22 protein-coding genes are annotated in these 20835 nt (G+C 43.9%); 12 read left to right on the forward strand and 10 right to left on the reverse strand.

Translation table 11 applies throughout. The features are described 5' to 3' along the window. Nucleotides 1-31: 31 nt before the first annotated feature. Complete coding sequence (locus ACBR23_RS09745; RefSeq protein ID WP_371113710.1) at nt 32-256, reverse strand: helix-turn-helix domain-containing protein; 225 nt, start codon at nt 254-256, stop codon at nt 32-34. 224 nt (nt 257-480) lie between these two features. On the opposite strand from ACBR23_RS09745, the gene ACBR23_RS09750 reads away from it, so the two are divergent. Continuing rightward, on the forward strand, nt 481-714 hold the full coding sequence (locus tag ACBR23_RS09750; RefSeq protein ID WP_371118936.1) for a hypothetical protein: 234 nt from the start codon (nt 481-483) through the stop codon (nt 712-714). Between the two features lie 168 nt (nt 715-882). Here ACBR23_RS09750 and ACBR23_RS09755 read toward each other — a convergent pair whose 3' ends face one another. Together ACBR23_RS09755 and ACBR23_RS09760 are read right to left on the reverse strand one after the other, a co-directional pair. Continuing rightward, nucleotides 883-1410 (reverse strand): hypothetical protein, encoded by a 528-nt coding sequence (locus tag ACBR23_RS09755; protein ID WP_371118935.1) that lies wholly within the window; start codon nt 1408-1410, stop codon nt 883-885. A 150-nt stretch (nt 1411-1560) separates the two neighbouring features. Next, the gene (locus ACBR23_RS09760) at nt 1561-1776 is read right to left on the reverse strand and encodes a hypothetical protein (protein ID WP_371118934.1); all 216 of its coding nucleotides are present in this window, start codon (nt 1774-1776) and stop codon (nt 1561-1563) included. Nucleotides 1777-1882: 106 nt separating this feature from the next. Between ACBR23_RS09760 and ACBR23_RS09765 the strand changes: the two genes are divergently transcribed. The 4 genes from ACBR23_RS09765 (at nt 1883) to ACBR23_RS09780 (ending at nt 7185) form a co-directional block, all read left to right on the forward strand. Continuing rightward, entirely contained in the window at nt 1883-6082 is a 4200-nt protein-coding gene (locus ACBR23_RS09765; RefSeq protein WP_371118933.1) for a HEAT repeat domain-containing protein, read from the forward strand. A gap of 260 nt (nt 6083-6342) precedes the next feature. Then, nucleotides 6343-6555, forward strand: a complete 213-nt coding sequence (locus tag ACBR23_RS09770) for a hypothetical protein (protein WP_371118932.1) — start codon at nt 6343-6345, stop codon at nt 6553-6555. Between the two features lie 121 nt (nt 6556-6676). After that, the gene (locus tag ACBR23_RS09775) at nt 6677-6922 is read left to right on the forward strand and encodes a hypothetical protein (protein ID WP_371118931.1); all 246 of its coding nucleotides are present in this window, start codon (nt 6677-6679) and stop codon (nt 6920-6922) included. Then, nucleotides 6919-7185 (forward strand): type II toxin-antitoxin system RelE/ParE family toxin, encoded by a 267-nt coding sequence (locus ACBR23_RS09780; protein ID WP_371118930.1) that lies wholly within the window; start codon nt 6919-6921, stop codon nt 7183-7185. Before ACBR23_RS09775 ends, ACBR23_RS09780 begins: the two co-directional genes overlap by 4 nt. An 88-nt stretch (nt 7186-7273) precedes the next feature. Here the strand turns inward: ACBR23_RS09780 and ACBR23_RS09785 are convergent, their stop codons facing one another. Genes ACBR23_RS09785 through ACBR23_RS09800 form a run of 4 tightly spaced genes read right to left on the reverse strand, consistent with a single transcriptional unit; the run spans nt 7274 to nt 9640 of the window. Further along, complete coding sequence (locus ACBR23_RS09785; RefSeq protein WP_371118929.1) at nt 7274-8044, reverse strand: DUF3226 domain-containing protein; 771 nt, start codon at nt 8042-8044, stop codon at nt 7274-7276. After that, nucleotides 8041-9153 carry an ATP/GTP-binding protein gene (locus ACBR23_RS09790; protein ID WP_371118928.1) on the reverse strand — a complete coding sequence of 371 codons (1113 nt, stop codon included), beginning with the start codon at nt 9151-9153 and terminating at the stop codon, nt 8041-8043. Before ACBR23_RS09790 ends, ACBR23_RS09785 begins: the two co-directional genes overlap by 4 nt. Continuing rightward, complete coding sequence (locus tag ACBR23_RS09795; protein WP_371118927.1) at nt 9150-9419, reverse strand: Txe/YoeB family addiction module toxin; 270 nt, start codon at nt 9417-9419, stop codon at nt 9150-9152. The genes ACBR23_RS09790 and ACBR23_RS09795 overlap by 4 nt, the downstream gene beginning before the upstream one ends. Continuing rightward, the gene (locus ACBR23_RS09800; RefSeq protein WP_340520124.1) at nt 9416-9640 is read right to left on the reverse strand and encodes a hypothetical protein; all 225 of its coding nucleotides are present in this window, start codon (nt 9638-9640) and stop codon (nt 9416-9418) included. The genes ACBR23_RS09795 and ACBR23_RS09800 overlap by 4 nt, the downstream gene beginning before the upstream one ends. Before the next feature lie 207 nt (nt 9641-9847). On the opposite strand from ACBR23_RS09800, the gene ACBR23_RS09805 reads away from it, so the two are divergent. From ACBR23_RS09805 to ACBR23_RS09815, 3 genes are all read left to right on the forward strand, one after another. Beyond that, on the forward strand, nt 9848-10030 hold the full coding sequence (locus ACBR23_RS09805; protein WP_371118926.1) for a hypothetical protein: 183 nt from the start codon (nt 9848-9850) through the stop codon (nt 10028-10030). 71 nt (nt 10031-10101) lie between these two features. After that, entirely contained in the window at nt 10102-10452 is a 351-nt protein-coding gene (locus ACBR23_RS09810; RefSeq protein ID WP_096829522.1) for a hypothetical protein, read from the forward strand. After that, nucleotides 10453-12117: a caspase family protein gene (locus ACBR23_RS09815; RefSeq protein WP_371118925.1), complete on the forward strand. Its 1665-nt coding sequence runs from the start codon at nt 10453-10455 to the stop codon at nt 12115-12117. Nucleotides 12118-12416: 299 nt separating this feature from the next. Here the strand turns inward: ACBR23_RS09815 and aspS are convergent, their stop codons facing one another. Further along, nucleotides 12417-14204, reverse strand: coding sequence for an aspartate--tRNA ligase (gene aspS, locus ACBR23_RS09820; protein WP_371118924.1), 1788 nt, complete (start codon nt 14202-14204; stop codon nt 12417-12419). Nucleotides 14205-14359: 155 nt separating this feature from the next. Then, on the reverse strand, nt 14360-14947 hold the full coding sequence (locus ACBR23_RS09825) for a hypothetical protein (RefSeq protein ID WP_371118923.1): 588 nt from the start codon (nt 14945-14947) through the stop codon (nt 14360-14362). A gap of 229 nt (nt 14948-15176) precedes the next feature. Between ACBR23_RS09825 and crcB the strand changes: the two genes are divergently transcribed. Both crcB and ACBR23_RS09835 read left to right on the forward strand, forming a co-directional pair. Next, nucleotides 15177-15575, forward strand: a complete 399-nt coding sequence (gene crcB / locus ACBR23_RS09830; RefSeq protein WP_371113696.1) for a fluoride efflux transporter CrcB — start codon at nt 15177-15179, stop codon at nt 15573-15575. A gap of 195 nt (nt 15576-15770) precedes the next feature. Continuing rightward, a complete protein-coding gene (locus ACBR23_RS09835; RefSeq protein ID WP_371118922.1) occupies nt 15771-17105 on the forward strand; it encodes a nitrate/sulfonate/bicarbonate ABC transporter ATP-binding protein in 1335 nt (444 codons plus the stop codon). Here the strand turns inward: ACBR23_RS09835 and ACBR23_RS09840 are convergent, their stop codons facing one another. Next, a complete protein-coding gene (locus tag ACBR23_RS09840; protein WP_371118921.1) occupies nt 17106-17306 on the reverse strand; it encodes a hypothetical protein in 201 nt (66 codons plus the stop codon). 26 nt (nt 17307-17332) lie between these two features. Between ACBR23_RS09840 and ACBR23_RS09845 the strand changes: the two genes are divergently transcribed. Together ACBR23_RS09845 and mgtE are read left to right on the forward strand one after the other, a co-directional pair. Next, nucleotides 17333-19069, forward strand: a complete 1737-nt coding sequence (locus tag ACBR23_RS09845; protein WP_371118920.1) for an ABC transporter permease — start codon at nt 17333-17335, stop codon at nt 19067-19069. Between the two features lie 318 nt (nt 19070-19387). Then, nucleotides 19388-20785 carry a magnesium transporter gene (gene mgtE / locus ACBR23_RS09850; protein WP_371118919.1) on the forward strand — a complete coding sequence of 466 codons (1398 nt, stop codon included), beginning with the start codon at nt 19388-19390 and terminating at the stop codon, nt 20783-20785. Nucleotides 20786-20835 lie beyond the last annotated feature (50 nt).

A 20835-nucleotide genomic window follows, 5' to 3' on the forward strand; every position in this document is an offset into this window, starting at 1 on the left:
ATCTGGCGAAGAGTAAGCAGTAGGTAGTATGTCATTTTAAGCGATCGGGCTCGTCCTCCTCATAAACCATTAAATCTCCCGGCTGACATTTCAGTGCCCTGCACAAGGCGCTAAGGGTTGCTTCGTCGATTCGGGTGAGTCGGCGACGGGTTTTGAGTCTAGAAAAGGAAGTCGGGTGCATTCCAATTAAAGCAGCCAACTCTTTATTGCTGATATTACGCTCGGCCATTACAACTGCCAATTTCCAACGGATCACTGCTGACGCTCAACTGCTGGCCATGATATTGCAAGCTGATGTTAGCATTTTGCAACCTTAACTTTTCCTTAGTTAACCGCTCCGGGAAATTATTTATCTGGAACAGTTGACTAAATGCAGAAAATGAACTAGACTCAGGATGTACAAACGGAAAAGCGATCGCCCCCTGGCCTAGAAAACTTTAAGGGCGATCGCAATTCCACTACTTCTGTAGTTCAAACCCTATGATATCACAACCAAAATCTGTTCCCGAACTGCTCCGGGAAGAAGTTCCTGACGTACCCGCTGGTAAACAACCGATTCGTTTGCTCATTTGCGGGGTTCCCAAAGCGGTAGAAAGCATCGTCAATCTGCTGCACGTTTTGGGTTTTGCACAAGTTGGTGAATGGAGTCCGCCTGTACCATCGCCTCTAGCGGGTGAGGTGATTCGGATTTTAACTCGTTACTGGAAAGAATGATTTTTTAAATACCAAAGAAACCGGGTTTTTCGTAGTTTTTACGAAGTGTGACGAGTATTCTCGAAAAAACCCGGTTTCTGGCCTCCCGTAATTTGAGATAAAATACGGACAAGGCCTAAACATCACAAACAATTTATCTACCTAAACTCCCTCCTCCTCAAAGTATATTCAACTCACAGCCAGAAGTTCATTTAGCTTATTTTTCAACTCTGGGGATACCATTAATGGATTATAGATTTCCCCCTCGTATGGTTGCCAAATATAACTAGGACTAAATGGTCGAAAAACTGGTAATATTTCTATCCCATGAGTAAGTTCCTTTGCTAAAACTAATCCAGGAATAGATAAATTAGATAAATCCTCCATAAGTTCACTATAGGTTCTGAATTCATCAACTTCAACCCCAACCAAAGCATAGCGAAACCAAGGAGCAAACCGTAGAGTTAGATAAAATAAAATACCTAACTCTGTCATCAGATAAGCACTTTCAGGGCTATCTATTCCCACTTCACTAATATTATTGGGATAAACGCGACACCACCAGTTTCCATCCATATCTTGAAAAGTATCTGTTCGACATAGACATTGGCGATTATTTGACAGCATCCATTCTATGCCCTCAAAGTGTTCAGCAAATTTATTGACATTGCTTTCATCAGAGCCACACTCTGCCGATAAACTGAATATCCACGCCATTGTTAGAGACTCCTATAATATAGGATGTCAATATTATACCAAACCTGGTTTAAATACACCATTTACCTCTTAGTCTGCGGAGGCAGACTTCGTTTGTGTAGAAGCGGTTTCAACCGCCGAATAATACAGGCCATAAATACCCCCGATTTACTATTCTAATGACATTCGATAGCGCATCCAAAAACCATAAAATATAACCAACACCAACCATCCCGACACATAGCAAAACCCAGGAAGCGCAACATCAATATTGGGTAAAGACTGAGCGTTGACTTCAATCAATTGATTAATATATGGCTCAACAAAATTACCATGAGCATCTTCTAATGCTTCGCGTTGTTTGATTCTATCTTCCTGGGTAGCCATAATTCACCTCGTTTTGTGCTTATGAGGTAAATTATTTTTTTGGGCTTTTGCCCACACAAGCAAAAAGCAAAAATTCTGAAACCCTTGTATAATCGGGGTTAAGCGCTTGGGCAAACCAACTCGTTTGGGCAAACTTGCCCAAGCGACGATGAATTTTACTCAAAAGGTAGCGATGGCACGAAAATACGGGAAAAACGCCACCACAAAAAACAACGTCTTAACACTGGTTGAGGCGTTACTCGCCCTCGCGGATGGGGAAATTGCCGTGCCGGGGGATAAGCTGAAAGCTACCTTCAACGTGGAATGGGTAAAGGAAAATGAGTTGCTGGTATCGGGGAAAATTCAGCAAAAACGCAACAACAGAACCCAAACCGTTGACAAAGGCATCACTAAGGATGATTTATGGACGTTGGTGGAATGTTTCGGAAAGGTGTTAGAACTTTCTCAACCCAAGGATGAAAAGAATGTCGATAACGCCCAGAGAAGAGGAGAGGCAATCCAAGATGTTTTGGACTGTCTGAAAGACTTAGATATACTTGTCCTTAAACCTAGTGCAAAAACTCAGGGGTTTTGGAAATTTCACCTCAAGCTAAAGCATCAAACTGCTGAGAAAAAAGATAATTTAAAAGTAATTGAAGAACGGTGGAAGATTAAAATTGGGTCAGTCACATTAGAGATATCCCATGAAACCCCTAAACCTAAAGAAGAAACTATAAACTGGCAAGAAATTTGTCGCCAAAACCTCGCGCTACAAAAAGAACTCACCACAAACCTCTTCACCAACGCCAACGGGATGACTCCGCAACTGGATGGCGTTTATGTTCCCTTAGCCATTGTCGAACGCCAAAAACCCAAACCTCAGCCCAGGAATCAGCACGAAGAACAGGAAAAAGAAACAGAAAAACTGATTCCCATTGCTGAAGAACGCTTTTTTGAGGATGTGTTGCGACAAGGGAAAAGCGACATCAGTCAAGGGCGCAAAATTGCGATTATTGGCGAACCGGGTGCGGGGAAAACTACGCGGTTGCAGAAGATTGCGGATTGGATTTTAGAGCAAGATTTGGGGTTGCCGGTTTGGATAGATTTAGCTGAATTAGGGGAGCAAAATATCTGTGAGTATTTGGAAAAAGTGTGGTTGTCTCGGTGTCGGGGAGAAGTGACGCGCGGTGATTTAGAAGCACAAATGAGTCGGGTTTGGTTGTTGCTGGATGGTGTGGATGAAATGACGCACTCTCAAGGAATGCAGCAGTTGGCGAAAGACTTATTAAGGTCATGGGTGCAGGCGGCGCGGGTGGTGGTGACTTGTCGGGTGAATGTTTGGGAGGCGGATCAAAATGCTTTTTCGGGGTTCGATGTGTTTCGCAATTTGGAGTTTAATGCGGAACAAGTGACGGAGTATATTCGCCGTTGGTTTGCGGGGATGGGGGATGCTGCGACGGGGGAGAGTTTGGAGTTGGCGCTGGCAGAATCGGAGAATTCCCGTCTGAAGGAGTTGATTCAAAATCCGTTGCGGTTGTGGATGTTGTGTCAAATTTGGAGTTCGAGACAGGGAACTTTACCGGATACTCAGGCTAAATTATATGCAAGTTTTATTAAGTATATCTATCGCTGGAAAGAGCAATTTATCAAAAGCTATGCCAAACTCTGCGGCAAAACTCAGAGTGAGTGTCAGGAACTTTTACATGAAGCGTTAGGAGAATTAGCAAAAGCAGCAATTGATGGGAAATCGAGTCGTTTTCGTTTGTCCTATCGGTTAGTGAGTCAGTATTTGGGAGATCGAAGCGATGAAACTTCTTTATTATCATTGGCGTTATCTCTGGGATGGTTGAATCGGGTTGGCATCGATTTTGATGAACCGGAAGAATCTGTTTATGGGTTTTATCATGCGACGTTTCAGGAGTATTTTGCGGCGTTGGCGGTGGAGGATTGGGATTATTTTTTACCTCGGAATCATGTGGATTTTCCGGTGGTGGGGAAGGAATATCGGATTTTTGAAGCGCAGTGGAAGCAGGTGATTTTGCTGTGGTTGGGGCTGGAGGGTGTGAATGGGAAGCAGAAGGAGGAGTTTATTGAAGCATTGCTAGAGTTTAAGGATAAGTGCAATGATTTTTATGAATATCAAACTCTTTTTCTAGCTGCTGCGGGGATAGCTGAGTTTAAAGATTGTTCGCGGGCTGAGGAAATAGTAGCAGCAGTCATTAAGTGGGGTTACGGTTATTTCAACATTGAAGAACAAGAATGGCAGACATTTCTCGATCCAATAGAAGAGGGAGCAAAAGCAGCACTGTTACAGACAAACTATAGTATAGCTGTCCGCCAACTAATTGATTTACTGAAAACTACGGAAGATGAGGATAATCGTCGGAGTATTGCTGAGGGTTTGGGTAAAATTGCCACAGGCAATCCAGAGGCGATCGCTGCTTTAATAGCCATTCTCTCAACGACAACTGGTGAGTTTACCCGTAGGAATGTCGCTTACAGTTTGGGTAAAATTGATCCAGGAAACCCAGAGGCGATCGCTGCTTTAATCGCCATTCTCTCGACTACTACTAATGAGTTGACTCTTCATAGCGTTGCTGAGAGTTTGGGTAAAGTTACCAAAGGAAACTCAGAGGCGATCGCTGCTTTAATCTCTATTCTCTCAACGACGAATGATTGGAATACCCGTGGGATAGTTGCTGACATTTTGGGTAAAATTGCCACAGGAAACTCAGAGGCGATCGCTGCTTTAATCACTATTCTCTCAACGAGGAATGATTGGAATACCTGTGGGAGAGTTGCTGAGAGTTTGGGTAAAATTGCCACAGGAAACTCAGAGGCGATCGCTGCTTTAATCGCTATTCTCTCAACAACAACTGATTGGAATACCCGTGGGATAGTTGCTGACATTTTGGGTAAAATTGCCACAGGAAACTCAGAGGCGATCGCTGCTTTAATCGCACTTCTCTCAACTACTAATGATGAGGATACCCGTGCTAGTGTTGCTGACATTTTGGGTGAAATTGCCACAGGCAACCCAGAGGCGATCGCTGCTTTAATCGCACTTCTCTCAACTACTACTAATGAGGATACCCGTAGTAGTGTCGCTTACAATTTGGGTAAAATTGACCCAGGAAACCCAGAGGCGATCGCTGCTTTAATCACACTTCTCTCAACTACTACTAATGAGGATATCCGTTGGAGAGTCGCTGACAGTTTGGGTGAAATTGACCCAGGAAACCCAGAGGCGATCTCTGCTTTAAGCGAAATTCTTTCAACGACTAATGATAAGGATATCCGTTGGATGGTGGCTGATAGTTTGGGTAAAATTGACCCAGGAAACCCAGAAGCTATCGCTGCTTTAATCGTTATTCTCTCAACTACTACTGATTTGAGTACCTTCTTGTATACCCGTAGGAGAGTCACTGGCATTTTGGGTAAAATCGCCACAGGAAACTCGGAGGCTATCGCTGCTTTAATCGCACTTCTATCAACTACTAATGATGAGGATACCCGTGCCAGTGTTGCTTACATTTTGGGTGAAATTGCCACAGGCAACCCAGAGGCTATCGCTGCTTTAATCAAAATTCTCTCAATTACTACTGATCCCCCTACCCGCGATCGAGTCGCTTACAGTTTAAATAAAATTTTACAAAATGACCAGATGCCTTCAGTTGTCTCAGCTTTGCAACAATTTCAGTGCGATACCACCGATGAAACCAATTGTGGCCTCTACTACTGCTGCTTTAAAATTATCTGGAACTGCGCCCAAAATCTGCCTTACCCAACTTTCTATAAAGCATGGCACCATCAACTCACCACACCCCATCCAGAAGTCCCAGAAACAACAGGAGTCGGTTCTACCCCCTTCACCCAAAGCCTCAATTTAGCAGACTTACCCAACATCCTTGATGCCAGACTTGCAGACACACAATTAATCGAATCCGTACAGCTAATTTGCATCGACACCAGCAAATTCATCGACTCCCATAACCCCGCCCTGGACATCTACGGACAATTCCTCGACAAAAACTGTCCCCAACATCCCAACCGCGCACCCGAAACCCTCCCCCAACTCAAATTCTACTGGAATCAACTCCGCCGCGACAGCGACAAACACCCCATCCTCATCTTCTACGAAGACCCCACATCCCCCGCCACCGAAGGTTTGAGCCCTACTTTCCTCAATGCGCTTACCCGCTTCGACGGTACTATCTGTCTCATCACCGACACGCCTCACCCACCCCTGCAAACCTTCTCGCCCCATGACCCGGATTTACTGCAAACTGTCGTAAACTGGCTCAAAAGAGTTCATTTTGAGTCCTGAGTTATGATAGTCGGGAGTTGACTGTTGACTGTCAGCAACTGAGGACACGGCAATGCCTATTGGTGTCAACAAACACGTCAAACTTAGTATCAGTCTGCTGTCGGACGATTAAGCCTCGATCCCCCCTAGCCCCCCTTAAGAAGGGGGGGACAAGATCCCGATCAAAGTCCCCCTTCTTAAGGGGGATTTAGGGGGATCGAGACTTAGGTAAAAGCGATATTTTTAAAGGGTTTTCAGTAATATATTTTGGAGTAAAGGTTATGAAATTTGTGGTTTGCATCAATAACCAAGACTATTCAGCTTCTTTAGAAGTCCGCAAAATTTATCAGGTTTTGCCCGACACTCAAGCCAACGCCCATCAAATGATTCGCGTCATTGATGAATCGGGAGAAGATTACTTATACCCAAGTCGTTATTTTATGCCAATTGAACTCTCAGAACCCGTCCAACAAGCTCTTGTTGCTTCACACTAACCAAAGAAACCGGGTTTTTCGCAGTTTCTGGGAGGTGTGGCGAAGTATTCTGGAAAAAACCCGGTTTCTGGCCTCCCGCGATTTGAGATAAAATATAAACAACCCCTCAACATAACGAACAATGACTCTAGCTAACTATCAACTTTCCCTAAACTTTGAACAAATTTTAGCCCTAGTCAAACAACTGCCCTATCCAGAAAAATTGCAGTTATGTCAAGAACTGGAAAAAGAAGTATTAAACAGTAAATTAACTGTTTTTACAGAAGCCCTAGAAGATATAGGAATGGAAAATGCTATTAAAGAAGGCGAAAATACTGAAACAGTCAGTCGCGATCGAATCTTCCAAATTCTCAAACAACAACCATGAATATTGAATTTAGAAAGAGTTTTGAAAAGGATTTGCTGAAGATTCTTGATGCCGACTTGTTTGAAAGAATTCAGGAAGCGATCGAACAAGTTGAGAGTGCAGAAAAATTAAATGAAGTCAGCAATCTTAAAAAACTTAAAGGTGATGGAGACTACTATCGTATTAGACTGGGGGATTACCGAATCGGTATTAAAGTTAATGATGGCATAGTCTCTTTCGTTAGGATACTGCACCGGAAAGAGATTTACAGATACTTTCCCTAATCATTGTTTTTAGCAGTTTCTAGGAGGTGTGGCGAGTATTCAAGGGAAAAACCCGGTTTCTGGCCACTCGTGCGTTCAAGACTGGCGATTAAATCAATGCTAAAAGTTGGTTCAAAAATTCAATAAAATTTGCCAAAGCCGGAACCTGCTGCTGTGTCTGTTCGCTGACCCAATTATTATCAGCAATACTTGTTGTATTAGTCTTTCCAGGTTTGAGAACGCTGACAACAGTAGCAACTAAAGCTTTTTCGCGATCGCAATTTTTCCATTTTAAAGTTTTCCTCTCTTCCTCAGAAAATCCATCTAGATACGAACGAGCTTTTTCCATATACGCGGGATAAGCTATCTCTCCGCAACTGCACAGTAAAGTATCAAGCACACCTTGGGAAACGTTATCTGGCAAAACATAAATTCCTGTACGCGGGCTATTGGTATTTACAACACCAGCGCGATCGGGAAAATTAGGAAAATAACTTCCGAATTTGCTAGCGTATGGTTTGACAATGCGATCGGGATTTGGCTTGTCACAATCAGCAACTATGCCAAATGCCGACAAGTTTGTTTGATACTCAGGATTTGCAGACAAAATATCATCTAAGTTAGTAACAAGGTTGCTTCCTTCACCTGCATAAATTGCGACTGAGATAGTATCATTAAACAGAATAGAAGGCATATCAAGGCGTTTGTACAAGTTTCCTTTTTTGGGATAAACAGGAATAAATTTGCGCCAAAAGGGGTCTAAATCTGACTTTAATCCTTTCAACTCCTCCCGAAAATCTTTAAATCCCAAAAGCTTGAGAACCTTGCCTGTAAATGCCTGGTCATGAGGCCCTTCTACTCCAATAATAGCATATTTCACACGCGCACCTCCTGACCCAAATCCTCCCGCAATCTTTGCAATCTTTCCCGTTCAATTCTAACTGCTTTAGTTTGTGACTCCCCTTTCTCTAAACGATAAAGAACTAAGTCAGTCTCCGAATCGCTAGCATCCAACATCGCATCAACTGTTTCTAAACTATGAGTAGTTGCAAATAACTGCACGTCGAATCGCTGACACCACTGCACAATCCAAGCAAAGGAACTGCTAAGTGCTTCAGTATGAATTGCTGTTTCTATTTCGTCAATCAGTAAAACTCCACCTTGAACTTTTGCCAGCGTTAAAGCAATAAATAGCAAACGCCGAACTCCATCACCGAAAGCACTTAGCGGTGAAATACCTACACGCTTGTGGTCTATATATAGACTAGGACGTTTGCCGGTTGGCGACAAAATTACTAAATCAGTAATTTCTGAATCCATCAGTTGAAGTAATTTTATGACTTGGGGCTTAATACCTAGAAAAATAGCTTCTGATAGTAAGCTAACTTGTAACTGTTCTATACGGTGAGAGAATGGTGTTACTGTATCAATTGGCAGTACAGCAGTTGAACGATTTTTTCGGTTAATAAAACGCTGATTTTCCCAGATTTCAAAACTTACTGATAATTCTTCATGACCAAAAGTTGTTGCTACTTTGAGTTCTAACTCAGCACCTCGGAGAATATTATCAAATTCTATGTCATCAATTTCTAGTTGAGATTCTGAGCTATTTTCTTTATCTGTAAACTCGGAAAATCCTTCAAATTCCCGGTAAATTGCTCTCAATTCTGTGACAGGAAAAGCGCCATTACTGGAAACATAAGTTTCTCCTTCGTAGACATGGATATGAGAAACTTCACTGTTTTGAGGAAACAGCCATCTAAGGGCATCTAGCTGGGGTTTACGAGAGGATTTGATTTCTCGCCGCCACGATGTGTTTAGCCATTCCAGGGGATCTAAGGGCCGACAATAGGTTGATATCGCCTCTAAAACGCTGGTTTTGCCTGAGTTGTTCCCGCCAACCAAAATGTTAATCTGGCCCAAGCCCTGCAAGTTCAAATCTCGCAGGCCTCGGAACCGATGGATGGTTAAATTATCAATGTGTTTCATAAATCAGTGTAATGATACTTGCAAGCCACGATCGCAATTTCGACCTCCGTGACTTGGTAAACTAAACGATGTTCGTTATCAATACGCCTAGACCAAAAACCACTTAACTCGTATTTCAGAGGTTCAGGTTTACCCAATCCTTCAAAGGGCGATCGGTCTATATCTTTAATTAATTCTACAATTTTGCGATAAATCTTTTTGTCTAATTTTGCCCATTCATTAAAATCTGCAAAAGCAGAGGATTCAAAAACAATTTTTCTGCTCATTGCAAATTCTGTAAGTTAACTTCAACTAAATTTTCTCGCTCTTTAACATTTTCAATAGCTTGCAAAAGTTTATGCTTGTTGACTTCTGATTGCAAAAGATATTCAGTTTCATCACACTCAGAAACAATTATTTCAATCTCTTTATTCCCAAAAGTCGCTTTGATTTGTTCTAAAAAATTAATATCGAGTTCACTGGCTTTTAAACGATAAACTGTTGACATCGTTTTTACCTATTTTTGATTATGATAATTATAGCGTTTTTAGTTTGATGACAACCAAGTATTCTCGGAAAAAACCCGGTTTCTGATAACCCACAAACCAAAGAAACCGGGTTTTTCGCAGTTTCTGGGAGGTGTGGCGAAGTATTCTGGAAAAAACCCGGTTTCTCGCCACCCATCCACTATTCATTGAAGGTGTTTTAGATACCTATGACTTGGCTACATAAGTCGATCGCACTTGCAACTCCTTCAACTGCTTCTCATCCACGCCAGACGGCGCATTTGTTAACAAACACCCGGCTTGCTGCGTCAGTTGTCACCCTAACAAGGCGATCGCTCAGGCTACCTATATCTAATGGCGATTTGTCCGGTGTCCAGTTGGCTAAGTTATAATAATCCCAGAATTAAACCCTTGCGGTTTGCTCGACCTATGAACAACAGGGAAACTTTTAAACTTAGCGTTTATGACAGAAGACTACATTGTGATCGTAACCGATGAAGCTGATGAAGCTTCTGTTCCCATCGAAGGACAACGAGGATGGGGTGAAGAGGTTCGCAAACGCATCTCCAGCCTGAAGGAAGTTCGGTTGCCAGTTGCCCAGTTAGAGCAAAATATGGCTCAATTCTTGCACCTGATCGGACGCTTGTTCAAACAGGTAGATCGGGAAATCGGCTCGGAATCAGGCATGAAACTGGATGAGGTAGAGCTATCCGTTGAAATCAGCGGGGAAGGGGAAGTTAAATTAGTAGCAGGAGGAAAAGCCACCGGAAAAGGAGCAATCAAACTCAAATTCACAAGATTGGATAAGAAGTAAATGGCAAGCAATTGGGCGATCGTCATTGGGATTAACCAGTATCGATTTTTGCAACCACTGAAGTATGCCAAGCGGGATGCAGAAACAATACATAGCTTTTTAATGCAAGAAGCCAAATTCGATCGCATCTTCTTGTTTACCGATGACTCTCCTCCCATTAGCGGTAAACCCACCGAGCCTTTCCGCGCTAATCTTCTACGGGTTTTGCGTCAGATATTTGCAACACCATTTATGAAAGATGGCGACAACTTCTGGTTTTTCTTCAGTGGGCATGGGATTCCGCACAATGGACAAGACTATCTGATGCCCCTAGACGGCGATCCAGAAGATATTGAAAACACAGGCATCTCTACAAATACCATCACTAACTACCTGCGGAGTTGTGGAGCCGATAACGCAGTGATGATTCTAGATGCCTGTCGTAGTAGTGGCAAGAAAAGCGGGGAAGGTATCGGCAGGCAGACTGAAGCAGAAGCCCGTCAAACAGGAGTGATTAGCTTCTTCTCTTGCAGTCCCGATCAATACTCCTATGAACTGGAGGCAATTACCCAAGGAGCCTTTACCCATGCCCTGCTTGAGGGATTAGGCATTCGGGGCAGATGTGCCACTGTAGAGCGGTTAAATCAGTATCTCGAAAATCGAGTTCCAACTCTGATCAGTCAGTATTTGGGAAAGGCTAGGCAAATCCCTTATACGATCGCCGAACCATTGAACCGATCACACCTGATTTTAATGCCCCAACACGCCAGTCTTGCTGATATTGCAACGTTGAAGAATGATGCCTATCGTGCTGAGAGACAACAAGATTGGGATCTGGCACAACGGCTCTGGATACGAATCAATGCAGCGGCTTCGGGTCAAGATATGGAGGCGATCGAAGCTCTGCAAAATCTAGGTATTCAGCGACCTTCTGCAACTCCGGTCTTTCCAAGCACGACCTCTAATCCTTCTCCAGAACCAGTTCCAAAGTCGCGATCTTCGCCACCCATAAATGGATCAAAACAACCTCCGGTACCCCGCGCACTGACCCGACAACAGTTTCTCAAATTGGTAATTCCAGCAAGCGTAGGCGTGGTGGGAGTAACCCTTGCCAATCAATTTTTAGGTCGATCACCACAGACTTCCCCGTCACCCACTTCAGATACACCCTCTAGCCCTCAACCACCTCGACCTTCTCCTTCCAGTTCAGATTCTCCTAGTCCACAACCGACTCCGCTAAACCCACCCAGTCCTTCACTTCCTGCCAAATATTCCAGATTAGCGGGTTTACTAAAAGCAAAATACTGGAAAGCTGCTAACCAAGAAACGATAGAATTAATGAAAAAGGAGAAAGGGATAGGAGCGGAAAGCACAATAGACTTTCCCTGCGAAGTGTTGAATCAGATTGATCGCTTGTGGGTCGAAAGCAGTGACGGAAAATTTGGTTTCACCGTCCAACAGAAGATCCTTCTTGTGGATTGCAGTAATATGCCCAGTGTGGAACTTGCTCAAACATGCTTTGCGCACAAAGTGGGGTGGTTAGGACAAGGAGACCTAGACGCTTTTGGTAAATTAATTTATATAGGGCATTTTCCCTACATTACTGTTGATGGGGATGATGGGGTATTTAACCAAGTGCAGAGGCTTTCGGCTGTTCTGCAAAGGCTGATAAGCTGTGGTACTTAACAGTTTTAACTGAGATATTGCACCATTCTCAAGAATCTGTAGGGGCGGGTTCGCCAAGGACTTTAAAGCTTGCAAACAGGTTAAATAAACCCGCCCTCCCCCATCGAAAATCCCTTTATTAACATTGCTGCAAGATCTCAGTTAAAACTGAGATCTTGCACCCCCCAACGGGCAGCGTACACGGATTGAGTGGCGAGAGAGTGAATCATCCGAGAAAATAGTGAGTATACATACTCAATAATCTCTGTCACTCAGCATCACTCTGTTGGATGGTTAAATTGTCAAGGTGTTTCATACACTTATGACTTAGGTACATAAGTCGATCGCACTTGCAACTCCTTCAACTGCTTCTCATCCACACTAGACGGCGCATTTGTCAACAAACACCCGGCTTGCTGCGTCTTAGGAAACGCCATGACATCGCGAATCGACTCCTCGCCAGCCAACAGCATCACCAACCGATCCAAACCGTAGGCTATGCCGCCGTGGGGAGGGGTTCCGTACTCAAACGCATCCAACAAAAAGCCGAACTTATTGTAAGCTTCCTCAGTGGATAAGCCGATCGCCTCAAACACCTTTTCCTGAACTTCCCGCTGGTAAATCCGCAGAGAACCGCCGCCGATTTCTGTACCGTTTAATACCAAATCGTAAGCTTGAGCTCTCGCTGTTTTCAAATCGGCAATATCGTCGGGATGCGGGGCTGTAAACGGGTGATGTAATGCTTCCAAACGCTTCTCGTCGGCGTTCCATTCAAACATTGGGAAATCTGTCACCCATAGCAGATTCATCTTGTCTTTGTCAATAAATCCCAATTCGTTCCCGACAAACAAACGCAATCTATCTAAGGTCTTATTGACAGTTATTGCATCAGCGGCTGCAAATAACAACAAATGACCTGGTTTCGCGCCAGTGCGATCGAGCAACTCCTGTTTTTGTGCTTCAGTCAAATTATCCTTAATTGCGCCGATCGTATCAATTTCGCCATTCTCCCGCACCCGGATATAAGCTAATCCCTTCGCACCGGCTTCGCTGGCTTCCTTGAACAAATCGCCACCCGGTTTAATTCGCACGTTAGAAATCGCATCATTCCCGCCCGGAATTGGCAAAATTTTCACAATTCCGCCCGCAGCAATTGCACCGGAAAACACCTTAAATCCCGAATCTTTCATCAAATCGGAAACATCGACTAATTCCATACCGAAGCGAGTATCGGGTTTATCGCTACCGTAGCGATCCATCGCTTCTGCGTAAGTCAAACGCGGGAAAGGACAAGGCAATTCTACGCCTTTCACACTTTGAAAAATATTGCAGACTAAACCTTCATTTAATTCGATCACTTCTTCCACAGACATGAAACTCATTTCCATGTCCAATTGCGTAAATTCCGGCTGTCTGTCGGCGCGCAAATCTTCATCGCGGAAGCAGCGAGCAATCTGATAATATCTGTCAAAACCAGACACCATTAACAATTGTTTGAACAACTGCGGCGACTGCGGCAAAGCATACCATTCACCGGGATTGACGCGGCTGGGAACTAAATAATCTCTCGCACCTTCGGGAGTGGCGCGAGTTAAAATCGGTGTTTCAATTTCCATGAAACCTTCCACATCTTCGAGGTGGCGGCGCATGGCTTTGACTACTTGGTGGCGAAGCTGTAAATTGCGACTCATGCGATCGCGCCGCAAGTCCAAATAGCGATATTTCAGGCGCAAATCTTCCCGCACGCTTTCATTATCCGCCGTCGAAAGTTGAAACGGTAACTGTTTCCGCACCGCATTCAACAACTCAATCTCATCAGCATAAATTTCTACTTCACCCGTAGGCAATTTAGGGTTGAGGGAATCTGCGGGGCGACTGGTGACTCTACCTGTAATTCTCACCACGTATTCGCCGCGCAAAGCCTCAGCCCCGTGATAGGAATCTGGCGTGCGTTGGGGATCGCTGACAATTTGCACTAAGCCCGATCGATCGCGCAAATCCAGAAAAATCACCCCGCCATGATCGCGGCGGCGATCCACCCATCCGTAAAGGGTTACAGTTTTTCCGATGTGTTCGCTTCGCAGTTCGCCGCAGTAGTAAGTTCTCATGGTTGGGGGTTTGTGGACTAAAAATAAAGCTTTCTGATTATAGCGCTTGATGTCGAAACCTTTTGTGAACAGGCAAGATGCCTGTTACACAAGAAAATTCAATCTTTGTCGAACAGCGATCTTGCCTGTGGCTTAAAAGGGTGCCAAATTTGAGTTTAATGCTTTTTATCAAAAAACTTGGTTAGCGCCTGGAATGCAGACTTCGACGCATCCGTCAAGCGACTGCCGATCGACTCAATTTCCCCAACCACAACGTGCCAATTTTTTTCAGTTTGTTTCTGAATTTGGTCCACAGCTTGTTCAATGCGATCGCGTTCGATCAACTTATTTTGTTCTACCGCTTCTCGCGCTTGGCGAACCGCTTTCAAATAGGCCTCGCGACTGACAACGCCAGCATCTTGCACTTGTGATTGCGCGCGAGTTTTGATCGCATCAACCACCAGCCAATTTTTCTCTGCTTCTTTTTGAATCAGCCCCACTGCATCTGTCATTCTTTCTTTGGCGATGGTCTTATTTTTGGCTAGGGCTAACTGGGCTTTGTGCACAGCTTTTAAGTAAGCCTCACGGGTGAGATCGCCTGCTGCTTGTACTTCTGCTGCGGCGCGTTTTTTAATTGCTTCAAATAATACAGCAGTTTCTGCGATCGTTTCTTCTGTAGCATTTGGCATCTCCTTTTTGACGATCGCAGTCGTTTCGGGAGTTACATCTATGATTGTTTCTTCGTTCATATTTGGATCTGTCATAGGAATTCTCTCCTCCTTAGCAAACGTTTTATAAAAAATCCACAACCCGCAGGTAGATTTTGGATATGTAGCGCCTGAATCAATGCTCGCCCTAAATTTGGATATGTAGCGCCTGAATTCATTGTAACATCTAATCAGAATATTGATATCTATTATTGAATTGATTGGTGATTTGTACTCAGTCCCCAGTCAACTGTCCCCAGTCAACTGTCCACTATCATTTATTTTTATGTGGCAAGACCCCAATTTCCGAGTTCCGATCGCCATTAGTTTCGGTGCAGTCGCAGGCGCTTTGAGCCGATATTATATCACATTATGGTTTGCCAGCCGTTTTGGTACTGCTTTTCCCTACGCAACTTTTTTGATTAACATTACTGGTTGCTTGGCTATGGGATTTTTTATTACCCTCGCATCTCAACGAGGGGCGATGATTCCTCTAGAAGTTCGGTTAATGGTAACAACGGGCTTTTTGGGTGCTTATACTACTTTTTCTACTTACGGTTTAGAGACAAATATCTTGTGGCGCGATCGTTCTTACAGCGTCGCCACTTTTTATTGGGCCGGTAGTGCCATACTAGGAGTAATTGCAGTTCAGTTAGGTATCATTCTAGGGCGAATTGGCAAATAGATAAACAGGTCTTGCTAAAAATGACGTTATAAGGTATAGCTATGGGAACCCAATAATAAATTGTCAGACTCCCCGACGCGGACTCGTGCCTGCGGACAAATATCTATTGTCCTTTTTCGGGAGTTTTGGCTACTGACAACTGACAATCGACAACTAACAACTGACTAATTTCAACAAAACAGAGGAGGTTTAGTTGTGGTAGTTAAAATAGCAACAGAAAGCCTCATTACCTTAGAAGGTGTCAGTAAGGTTTACCAACAACCCAACGGTCAAACAATCTCAATTTTAGAGCCAATTGATTTAGAATTGCGATCGGGGGAAATAGTAGCCCTTCTCGGCCCATCTGGTTCTGGGAAATCAACATTAATGCGGATGATTGCTGGACTGATACCGCCGAGTGCGGGTCAAGTTCTTTACCACAATCGTCCTTTGGTCGGATTAAATCCAGGGATAGCAATTGTCTTTCAAAACTTTGCCCTTTATCCCTGGCTGACGGTACTAGAAAATGTAGAATTAGGCTTAAAAGCTAAAGGAGAATTGCCAGAACCGCGCCGACAAAAAGCTTTGCGAATGATTGATATTATCGGTTTGGACGGATTTGAAAATGCTTATCCGAAAGAACTTTCTGGTGGTATGCGACAGCGGGTGGGATTTGCTAGAGCTTTGGCGGTGGAACCAGAATTGCTCTGCATGGATGAACCATTTTCAGCTTTAGATGTACTAACAGCAGAAAACTTGAGGTTTGAGTTATTAGATTTGTGGCTAGAAAAAAAGATTCCAACTCAAGCAGTGTTAATCGTGACTCACGGGATTGAGGAAGCAGTAATATTAGCAGATCGGATTGTAGTTTTGGGTCGCAATCCGGGGCGAATTCGCGCCGAGTTGACGGTCACTTTGCCGCACTATCGCGATCGCAAAACTCCGCAATTTCAAGCCATCGTAGACCAAGTTTACAAAATTCTGACCAATCCCGATTTGAGTTGCGAAACTGTCCCGCAGCCAGACACTACTTTATCTCAACCTCAACCCCCTCAAAGCGCTCAATACCAATCCCTCCCCCAAGTACGAATTGGCGCTGTTGCAGGTCTTTTAGAACTATTAGAAGACCGCAAAGAGAAAGACCTCTATCGGCTTGGTCAAGAATTAATGTTAGAGGTTGACGACATTTTGCCGATCGTTGAAGCTGCAAAATTAATGGATTTTCTAGCAATCCAAGAAGGAGACCTCTTCTTGACTGCTGTTGGTTTGGAGTTCATTGCTGGTGGGATAGATCGGCGCAAACAAATTGTTCGTGCCCAAATTCTGGGGAATATTCGCCTAGTACAGCAGATTTCGCGAATGCTTCAGTCCAAGCGGAATCACCGCATTTCTGAAGAATTGATTTTGGATATTCTGGAAGCCCACTTTAGCCCCAAAGAAGCAATGCGCCAATTGCAAACTGCTATTGACTGGGGTCGGTATGCTGAGTTGTATAGTTATGACGAACCGGGAGGCGAAATTTTCTTAGAATCGGAAGATAAAGGTGAGTAATTAGTTGACAGTTGACAGTTGACAGTTGACTGTTAACTGTTGAGTCTTGTTCCCAGGCTCTGCCTGGGAATACATACCAGGAGGCTCTGCCTCCAATAACTCATAACCAATAACCAATAACCAATAACGACTAACCAATAACCAATAACCAATAACGACTAACCAATAACCAATAACCAATAACCAATAACCAATAACCACTAACCACTAACTAATAACCAATTCTTATGACAAGACCTCTAACACCAGCTAATAAAACCTTAGAACGGTCAACTTGGACTTGGCAAGATGGCTTGCTAATTCTAGCAATCTTCTCTCTAATTTTAGTAATTGTCCAAACAGCATCTCAATTCACTGGTGACTACAACCCTAATTTTAAAATAGAGACAACACTAAGTGTCTTGCCAATATATACAGCCCAGACTCTTTTACGGATGGCAATAGCTTATTTCTTATCTCTACTTTTTACCTTAGTTTATGCTTATTCTGCTTACCGTTCTCCCCTAGTTGCTAAAATCTTAATTCCGTTATTAGATATTTTACAATCAATTCCGGTTCTATCCTTTTTGCCTGGAGTAGTTTTAGCCCTAATCACTTTATTTCCCGGTCAAAGAATCGGCGTAGAAATAGCATCAGTTATCCTCATATTTACAGGAATGACTTGGAATCTGACCTTTAGCTTTTATCAGTCTCTCTCTGGCATTCCCCAAGAACTTAAGGAAGCTGCTAAAGTTTACCGACTTAATGCTTGGCAGCAGTTTTGGACTCTAGAGTTACCCGCTGGTGCGATCGGGCTGGTGTGGAATAGCGTCATGTCCGTAGCTGGGGGTTGGTTCTTTTTGATTGCGATCGAGTCTTTTACTTTGGGAGACAAAAACTTTCAACTGCCGGGACTTGGTTCCTATTTGGGTAAGGCGGCTAATGAAGGAAATTTTGGTGCGATCGGCTGGGGCTTAGCAGTTTTAATCGGTGTGATTGTAGCCATTGATTTTTTTGTATGGCAGCCTTTGATTGCTTGGGCAGAAAAGTTTAAATATCAAGCTGTGGAAGCGGCCAATGTACCTCAGTCCAATGTCTTGGATTTTTTCAGGCGATCGGCGACGCTGCGGATGTTGAAATCTCGAATTGCGCCGATCGGGGACAATTTCGATCGCGGTTTAGCCAGAGCTTTTGCACCAGCTAGTTTACCCAAAAATCCCCAACAAACAAATCCCCTTGGTAATTGGATTAATTGGATATTTGTCAGCGGGTTTGCTGTGATTGTGCTTTGGGGAACTTGGGAAGCCGTGCTGTTGCTGCGAATGCTGAGTTTGGGCGACTGGCAAAAAGTGATTGGAGGTGCAATTTTCACAGCTTTGCGAGTCATCTGCGCCCTGTTTTTATCGCTGTTGTGGACAGTACCAGTCGGAGTGGCGATCGGTCGAAATCCGCGTTTAGCTCAGATTTTGCAACCCTTAGTACAAATAGCCGCTTCTGTACCAGCAACGGCTTTATTCCCAGTATTATTACTAGCTTTAATTCACGCGGGTGGTGGCTTACAAATTGGTTCCGTGGCCTTGATGATGTTAGGTACTATGTGGTATTTACTGTTTAATGTAATTGCCGGTGCTCAAGCAATACCTTCTGAGTTATTTGAAGCTGCACAAGTTTATAAACTCTCCCTGATTCAGCGGTGGACAAATTTAATATTGCCGGGAATATTCCCCTATTTAATTACAGGGATTATTACGGCGGTTGGTGGTGCTTGGAATGCCAGTATTGTTAGTGAATACGTGCAGTTTAAAGGTGAAATAATTATGACTGAGGGTTTGGGAGAAACTATTTCTCAAGCGACAGCTTCCGGTAATTTTCCCTTGTTGTTGGCTGCTACTTCTGTGATGTCGCTGTTGGTTGTCTTAACTAACCGTTTAGTGTGGCGTCCGCTTTACCGTTTAGCACAAGAAAAATATCAATTGTTGGTTTAAGCAGTTACATTTAATTAGAAGGAAGAAGGAAGAGGCCACCCCCCCCTGCCCCCCCCAAGGGGGGAACATCGATGTGAAAAATAGCAAGCCAGTAAGCTTTTGAGCGATTTGGATCTTGCATTTAATTAGGAGGACTTACTTACCAAAAATAACACCAAGAAACATGATTTGTAGGATACATTTTGATTGAGATGGTGAGGCATTTAAAAATTAACATAGTTTCTCCTCATTATAAGTCTGATAACTGTAACCATGGGTGTCAATAGGTTATAGACTGGATGTAGAAACGCGGGCAACACAGGTTTAGGAGGGTGGCCAGTGACGGAAAACAATTATCAATTATCTTCGCTACCGACCTACGCGCGAAAAGAATTGCGGGAATTAGTCCGATCGCAATTAAAGGCCCTGCTGGAACAAGGAGACTGGACAGGAGCAAAAGCGATTTTGCAGCCGGTGCAGGAAGCTGACATCGCTGAAGCCATCGAAGGTTTACCAGAAACTATGCAGGTGATCGCTTTTCGTTTGCTGGCTAAAGACGAAGCCATCGGAGTGTACGAATATCTCGACTCCAGCGTCCAGCAGTCTCTGTGTGAAAAATTCAAACGCCAAGAAGTTATTGACATTGTAGACAAAATGTCACCGGACGATCGCGCTAAACTATTTGACGAACTGCCGGCAATATTAGTCCGTCGGCTGTTGGGTGAATTGAGCCCAACGGAACGGGAAGCTACGGCTCAACTTTTGGGTTACGAAGCTAGTACCGCCGGTCGGATTATGACCCCAGAATACATCTCTCTCAAAGAAAGCTTTACCGTCACCCAAGCTTTAGATAGAATCCGATCTTTGGCTAAGACTACAGAAACAATTTATTCTCTTTATGTCACCGATGCCGGTCGCTGTTTAACGGGTATTTTGTCCTTGCGGGATTTAGTCACTTCTCCCCTGGACAAAACTGTCGGTGAAATTATGACTCGCGAGGTGGTTTCAGTTCAAACTGGTACTGACCAAGAAGAAGTCGCTAGGCTGATCCAGCGTTATGATTTTTTGGCAGTGCCGGTAGTAGACCGGGAACAGCGTCTCGTCGGTATTATTACAGTGGATGATGCGATCGACATTTTGGAACAAGAAGCAGCCAAAGATATTTATACCTTGGGCGGTGTTCAGTCCGGCGGTGACAATTATTTTCAGACCGATTTAATCACCGTTGCTCGCAAAAGGGTAGTTTGGCTATTTGTGTTGCTCTTAACTAATACTGTTACGGGGGCAATTATTCGAGCTCAAGAAGATATTTTGCAGCAAGTTGTAGCTCTAGCAGCCTTTATTCCATTGCTGACAGGTACGGGAGGTAATGTGGGAGCCCAGTCCTCAACGGTGGTAATTCGCGGTTTGAACACCGATGAAATTACAGCCATGGGGCCGTTGAAAATAATTGTCCGCGAGGGGATGGCGGGAGCGCTGCTAGGAGCTATATTGGGGACGGTGGCCACTGTTTGGGCTTATATTCTGCAAGGGAATTTAGCAGTGGCGATCGCAGTAGGGATCAGTTTGTTGGCGATCGCAATGTTAGCTTCGATTGCAGGTTCAGCTTTGCCCTTTTTATTTCGTTCTTTGGGTTTAGACCCGGCTTTGATGTCCGCACCCTTTATAACTACCGCAGTTGATGTCCTCGGTGTCTTAATTTATTTTTCTTTAGCTCGATTAATTTTGCAGGTTTAATATATTTAAGTAGATTTAGATACATCAAAAACCGATAGTAATTTTAAATT

Origin of the sequence: Microcoleus sp. (assembly GCF_041354475.1) — a bacterium.
Lineage (GTDB): Bacteria > Cyanobacteriota > Cyanobacteriia > Cyanobacteriales > Microcoleaceae > Microcoleus.

Excerpts from the sequence above, each read along its gene's own strand:
- ACBR23_RS09750 (WP_371118936.1), top strand. The coding sequence starts at position 481 with ATGATATCACAACCAAAATCTGTTCCCGAACTGCTCCGGGAAGAAGTT.
- ACBR23_RS09755 (WP_371118935.1), bottom strand. The coding sequence starts at position 1,410 with ATGGCGTGGATATTCAGTTTATCGGCAGAGTGTGGCTCTGATGAAAGC.
- ACBR23_RS09760 (WP_371118934.1), bottom strand. The coding sequence starts at position 1,776 with ATGGCTACCCAGGAAGATAGAATCAAACAACGCGAAGCATTAGAAGAT.
- ACBR23_RS09770 (WP_371118932.1), top strand. The coding sequence starts at position 6,343 with ATGAAATTTGTGGTTTGCATCAATAACCAAGACTATTCAGCTTCTTTA.
- ACBR23_RS09775 (WP_371118931.1), top strand. The coding sequence starts at position 6,677 with ATGACTCTAGCTAACTATCAACTTTCCCTAAACTTTGAACAAATTTTA.
- ACBR23_RS09780 (WP_371118930.1), top strand. The coding sequence starts at position 6,919 with ATGAATATTGAATTTAGAAAGAGTTTTGAAAAGGATTTGCTGAAGATT.
- ACBR23_RS09790 (WP_371118928.1), bottom strand. The coding sequence starts at position 9,153 with ATGAAACACATTGATAATTTAACCATCCATCGGTTCCGAGGCCTGCGA.
- ACBR23_RS09795 (WP_371118927.1), bottom strand. The coding sequence starts at position 9,419 with ATGAGCAGAAAAATTGTTTTTGAATCCTCTGCTTTTGCAGATTTTAAT.
- ACBR23_RS09800 (WP_340520124.1), bottom strand. The coding sequence starts at position 9,640 with ATGTCAACAGTTTATCGTTTAAAAGCCAGTGAACTCGATATTAATTTT.
- ACBR23_RS09805 (WP_371118926.1), top strand. The coding sequence starts at position 9,848 with ATGACTTGGCTACATAAGTCGATCGCACTTGCAACTCCTTCAACTGCT.
- ACBR23_RS09810 (WP_096829522.1), top strand. The coding sequence starts at position 10,102 with ATGACAGAAGACTACATTGTGATCGTAACCGATGAAGCTGATGAAGCT.
- ACBR23_RS09815 (WP_371118925.1), top strand. The coding sequence starts at position 10,453 with ATGGCAAGCAATTGGGCGATCGTCATTGGGATTAACCAGTATCGATTT.
- aspS (WP_371118924.1), bottom strand. The coding sequence starts at position 14,204 with ATGAGAACTTACTACTGCGGCGAACTGCGAAGCGAACACATCGGAAAA.
- ACBR23_RS09825 (WP_371118923.1), bottom strand. The coding sequence starts at position 14,947 with ATGACAGATCCAAATATGAACGAAGAAACAATCATAGATGTAACTCCC.
- crcB (WP_371113696.1), top strand. The coding sequence starts at position 15,177 with ATGTGGCAAGACCCCAATTTCCGAGTTCCGATCGCCATTAGTTTCGGT.
- ACBR23_RS09845 (WP_371118920.1), top strand. The coding sequence starts at position 17,333 with ATGACAAGACCTCTAACACCAGCTAATAAAACCTTAGAACGGTCAACT.